The organism is Rhodosalinus sp., assembly GCF_041685465.1.
Classification (GTDB): Bacteria; Pseudomonadota; Alphaproteobacteria; order Rhodobacterales; family Rhodobacteraceae; genus Rhodosalinus.
Genome location: NZ_JAWLFS010000217.1, coordinates 1 through 5,218 on the forward strand (window position 1 = coordinate 1; position 5,218 = coordinate 5,218).

A 5,218-nucleotide genomic window follows, 5' to 3' on the forward strand; every position below is an offset into this window, starting at 1 on the left:
CTGCCGGCAAGCGATTGTTTCGCAACGGCCTTCCCGGACGGCAAATGGCTCGGTGTCTCGACCGATCCGGCCCTGACCGCCGCGCGCATCCGCGGCGAAAGCGCGGCGGATGCGGCACGCTGGCACGAGATGCTGGACGAGTTCGCCGCCGATGCGCCGCATGTCTTCTCGGTGCTCGGCAGCCCGATGACGCCCGGCGCCCTCGTCAGGACCGCCTTCCGGATCTGGCGCAAGCGGGACTCGGCCTTCCTGCTGAAACTCGCGCGGCTGATGCTCACCTCGCCGCGCGCCTTCCTCGAAGAGAACTTCGAAAGCCCGCGCGTGCAGGCGATGTGCGCGGCCTGGGGGATGCACCTTGATTTCCCGCCCGATCAGGGTGGCGGCGCGGTCTTTCCCTATCTCGAGGCGATGGCGAGCCAGAGCTTCGGCATGGTGATCGGCAAGGGCGGCGCGGACACGGTGACCCGTGCGTTGCGCGCGATGATCGAGGCCCGCGGTGGCCGGATCGAGACCGGCGCGGAAGTGACGGAAATCCTTTTGGAAAGCGGCGTCGCGTCCGGCGTCCGGCTGGCCGACGGTCGCGTTGCACGGGCGGGCGGCGCGGTGATCGCGAATCTGGCGCCCCGCGGGCTCATGCGGCTTCTGCCGCGCGGCAGCGGCTCGGAGCGCTACGACCGGCAGATGGCCCGCTTCCGCCATGCGCCGGGGACGATGATGGTCCACCTCGCGCTCGACGGCCTGCCGGACTGGGCGGCGGGCGCCGAGCTCAAGCGCTTCATGTACGTCCATCTCGCGCCCTCGCTGCAGCAGATGGCAGAGACCTACACGCAGGCGGTCAACGGGCTTCTGCCGCGCGAACCGGTGCTGGTCGTGGCCCAGCCGGGCACGGTGGACCCCTCCCGCGCGCCCGAGGGCAAGCACACGCTCTGGGTGCAGGTGCGCATGGTGCCCGGCACGATCACCGGTGATGCGGCCGGCGAGATCGGCGCGACCGACTGGGAGAGCGCGAAGGCGCCCATGGCCGAGCGGGTGCTCGACATCCTCGAAACCTACGCGCCGGGCCTGCGCGGCCGGATCCTCGGCCAGTGCGTGATGTCGCCCGCCGACCTGGAGGCCGGGAACCCGAACCTGGTCGGCGGCGATCAGATCGCGGGCTCGCATCACCCCTACCAGAACTTCGTCTTCCGTCCCGTGCCCGGCCGCGCCGACTGGTCCACGCCGGTTCCGAAGCTGCACATGGTCGGCGCCTCGACATGGCCCGGGGGCGGCACCGGGGCCGGGTCGGGCACCATGCTGGCCGAAAAACTCGCCGGCGCGTAAGCGCGCCGGTTATATGCATTGACAAGTTTCAAGCCTAAAGCAATCATCGTTCCACAATGAAAGGCGGCGTCAGACCGCCCAAGGACAAAGCGGACTGCGCCTGCTGCGGCGCTGTCCGGCAACAACACGGAGGTTAACGATGACTCTCTCCAGACGCGCCCTTCTGGGCTACGGCGCGGCGGGCCTCGGCGTCTCGCTCGCGGGGCTGCCGATCCGGGCTTCGGCCGAGATCACGGATCTGACCATCGCCTACAACGTGAACCTGCCGAGTTGGGACCCGACCGTCGGCCCCTCGGCGGTCAATCCGACGATCCAGGCGATCTATCAATCGGTCTTCGACCAGTACGTCGGGCAGGACCCCGACCTCGCGCTCACCGAGGGGCTGCTCACCGACTGGGGCTGGACCGACGACAACACGAAGGTCCGCATGGTCGTGCGCGAGGGCGTGACCTGGCACAACGGCGACCCCTTCACCGCCGAGGACGTCGTCTGGTCGCTGGAGCGCGCGGGCCGCGAGGAGACCGGCAACCCGATCCAGTTCATCTGGTCCACGCTCGACAACTTCCGCATCGACGGCAACGTGATCACCGCCGACGTGACGCAGTTCGATCCCACCATCTTCAAGTGGATGGGCTTCCTGACGGGTTACGTGCTGCCGAAGAAATACTTCGAGGAGGTCGGCTCCGAGGGCTTCGAGGCGGCGCCGATCGGCACCGGCCCCTACATGGTGGATCGCTTCGAGCGTAACGCCTTCGTCCGGCTCAAGGCCAATCCCGACTACTGGGGCGGCGCGCCGCAGTTCGAGACGGTCACCATCAAGTTCGTGACCGATGCCTCCTCCCGCGTGGCGGAGGTGGAATCGGGCGCCTCGCACATCACGCTCGAGATCCCCTACGAGGAGTTCGACCGCCTGAAGACCAAGCCGGGTCTCGCGGGCACGACGACGCCGGTCTCCGACATCGCGATGATCTTCATCAACGACGTCGAGCCGATGCTCGACGGGAACGTGCGGCGCGCGATGCACCACGCCATCGACAAGGAACAGATCGTCGAGCGCCTGCTTTCGGGCTACGGGGTGCCGATCTCGACGCTGCAGACGCCGGAATACGTGGCCTACGACCCCTCGATCGAGGTGGACTACGATCCGGACCTGGCCAAGGAGCTTCTGGCGGAGTCGGGCTACGGCCCCGACAACCCGGTCCGCTTCACCATCCAGACCACGCGCGGCTTCAAGCCCAAGGATTACGAGATGATCCAGGCCATCGTCGGCCTCTGGCGGCGCGTCGGCATCGAGGCCGAGATCGAGGTCTACGAGATCGCCAAGCATTTCGAACTGCGCGCGGCGGACGATCTTGCACCGGCGGCCTTCTACAACTGGGGCAACGCGATCGGCGATCCCTCCACCTCGACCGGGCACGCGATGTTCGGCCCCACGCCGCACTCGGTCTGGGACGGGCAGGATCTCATCGACATGATCGCGCCGCTCTGGGGCGAGGCGGACGAGGAAAAGCGGATCGAGGGCTGGAAGGCCGTTGACCGGAAGATCGCCAAGGACGGCCTCGTGATCCCGCTCATCCAGTACGTGCAGCCGATCGTCCACTCGGCCGAGATCGAGGTGGTGCCGCATGTCTCGGGCGCGCTGCACCCGCACCGCATGACCCGCGCATGAGGCACAAGGGGCCGGCCGCCGCGCCGGCCCCGCGCGCCCGGTAATCGCATGACCCTCCGCAACCTTTTCATCCGGCTGGCGAGCATGATCGTCACCCTCTTCGGCGTGGCCGTCGTCGTCTTCGTGGTGATCCGCGTGGCGCCCGGCGATCCCATCGCCATGATGCTGCCGCCGGGGGCGAGCGATGCCGACATCGCGCGGCTGCGTGGGCTCTACGGGCTCGACAAGTCGCTGTTCGAGCAGTTCTTCATCTGGCTCGGCGGTGTCGTGCAGGGGGATTTCGGCGTCTCGATCTCGCTGCGCGAGGACGTGCTCGGCATCGTGCTCGGCCGGCTTCCCGCGACGCTGGAGCTGGCGACCATGGCGCTTGTGATCGCCTGTGCGCTCGGGCTTGTGCTGGCCTTCATCGGGACGCGCCGACGCGGCCGACGGGCCGAGGCGGCGGTCGACCTCTGGAACGGGATGACGCTCTCGATCCCGGATTTCCTGTGGGGGCTGATCTTCATCACGCTCTTCGCCGTGGCGATCCCGCTCTTTCCCGTCTCGGGGCGGATCAACCCACAGATGAACCCGGATTACGCCACCGACTTCCTGCTGCTCGAATCGCTGCTGCGGCTGGACTTCGGGGTGACGGGAAACCTGCTCCGGCACATGACGCTGCCGGCGCTGGCACTCGCCCTGCCCCTCTCGGCGGTGATGGCGCAGGTGCTCAAGCAGTCGCTGAAGGAGGTCATGGGCCTCGACTACGTCATGCTCGCCCGCGCCAAGGGGTTCTCCGAGTTCGCGGTGATCCGGCGCGAGGCGCTCCGGAACGCGATCCTGCCGACGCTGACGCTCGCGGGCGTGCAGTTCACCTTTCTGATCGGCGGCACGGTGATCGTGGAAAAGCTCTTTTCCTACGAGGGGCTCGGCAACCTTGCCATCGACGCGGTGATCAACCGCGACCTGCCGCTCATTCAGGGGATCGTGCTGGTCTTCGCGGTGCTCTTCATCCTGATCAACCTCGGCGTGGATCTGCTCTACGCCACGCTGAACCCGAGGCTGCGCAATGGGTGAAACGGCGCGCATCCCGCTGCGACTCTGGCTTTCGGGGGGCTGGCTCCTGATCGTCGTGCTCGCCGCGCTCTTCGCGCCCTGGGTCGCGCCACACGACCCGCTCGCGCAGGATCTCTTCCTCGAACGCCTGCCGCCCGTCTGGGTGGACGGCTCGGAGCCCGGCTACTGGCTCGGCACCGACTCGCTCGGCCGCGACGTGCTCTCGCGGATGATCCACGGCGCGCAGATCGCGCTCATCGTGGCCGTTCTCGCCGGCGGGGCGGCCTGCCTGATCGGCTCGGCGCTGGGGCTGGCGGCGGGCTATTTCGGCGGCTGGACGGATCGCATCATCGGCCGGATCGTGGACATCTGGATGAGCTTTCCGCCGGTCCTCTTCGCCATCCTTCTGGTGGCGGTCCTCGGCACCGGGCTGCACTCGGTCATCATCGCCATCGCGGTGATCGACTGGACGCGCTTCGCCCGCGTGATCCGCGCCGAGACGATGGGACAGGCGCAGATGGACTACGTGGACAGCGCCCTTGTCGTGGGCCGGTCGCGCATCGGCACCCTCGCCCGCGAGGTGCTGCCCAACGTGCTGCCCACCATCGGCGTGCTGCTCTCGCTCGAAATGGGCATCGCGGTGATCGTCGAGGCGATCCTGAGCTTCGTGAACCTCTCGATCGCGACCGACGATCCCACCTGGGGCGGGATGATCGCCGAGGGCCGCACGCAGATCCATTTCGCGTGGTGGGTGCTCGTCTTTCCGATGATCGCGCTCTTTCTCACCGTCCTCAGCTTCAGCCAGTTCGGCGAGGGGCTGAAGGACCGCCTCGACCCGGTGCTGCGATGACCGCGCCGGTCCTGCAGATCGAGGGGCTGAACGCCCGGATCGGCCGGTCCGGCCCCCGGCTCCTGCGCGAGGTGTCGCTCAAGGTCGCCGCCGGAGAGGTGCACGGGCTGGTGGGCGAATCCGGCGCGGGCAAGAGCATGATCGGCAAGGCCATCGCGGGGCTCCTGCCGCCGCCCGTGCGGGTGCATTCCGGGCGCATCCGCCTGCACGGCACCGACCTTGCCGCGCTCTCGCCCGGCGGGCGGCGCAAGCTGGTGGGCGAGCGGGTGGCGATCATCCCGCAGGACCCGCTCACCGCGCTCAACCCCTGCCGCCGCATCGGCGGGCAGATCACCGACCGGCTG

5 protein-coding genes are annotated in these 5,218 nt (G+C 68.4%); all 5 read left to right on the plus strand.

Annotated features, from left to right (window positions below; all coding sequences use genetic code 11):
• The coding region (locus tag ACESL7_RS12800; protein WP_372893704.1) for a phytoene desaturase family protein at window positions 1-1,320 on the plus strand (1,320 nt) is incomplete at its 5' end.
• Window positions 1,321-1,459: 139 nt separating this feature from the next.
• A complete protein-coding gene (locus tag ACESL7_RS12805; protein WP_372893705.1) occupies window positions 1,460-2,989 on the plus strand; it encodes an ABC transporter substrate-binding protein in 1,530 nt (509 codons plus the stop codon).
• Between the two features lie 48 nt (window positions 2,990-3,037).
• The gene (locus ACESL7_RS12810) at window positions 3,038-4,045 is read left to right on the plus strand and encodes an ABC transporter permease (RefSeq protein WP_372893706.1); all 1,008 of its coding nucleotides are present in this window, start codon (window positions 3,038-3,040) and stop codon (window positions 4,043-4,045) included.
• On the plus strand, window positions 4,038-4,874 hold the full coding sequence (locus ACESL7_RS12815; protein ID WP_372893707.1) for an ABC transporter permease: 837 nt from the start codon (window positions 4,038-4,040) through the stop codon (window positions 4,872-4,874). Before ACESL7_RS12810 ends, ACESL7_RS12815 begins: the two co-directional genes overlap by 8 nt.
• On the plus strand, window positions 4,871-5,218 hold a 348-nt coding region (locus ACESL7_RS12820; RefSeq protein WP_372893708.1), incomplete at its 3' end, for an ATP-binding cassette domain-containing protein. The genes ACESL7_RS12815 and ACESL7_RS12820, both read left to right, overlap by 4 nt.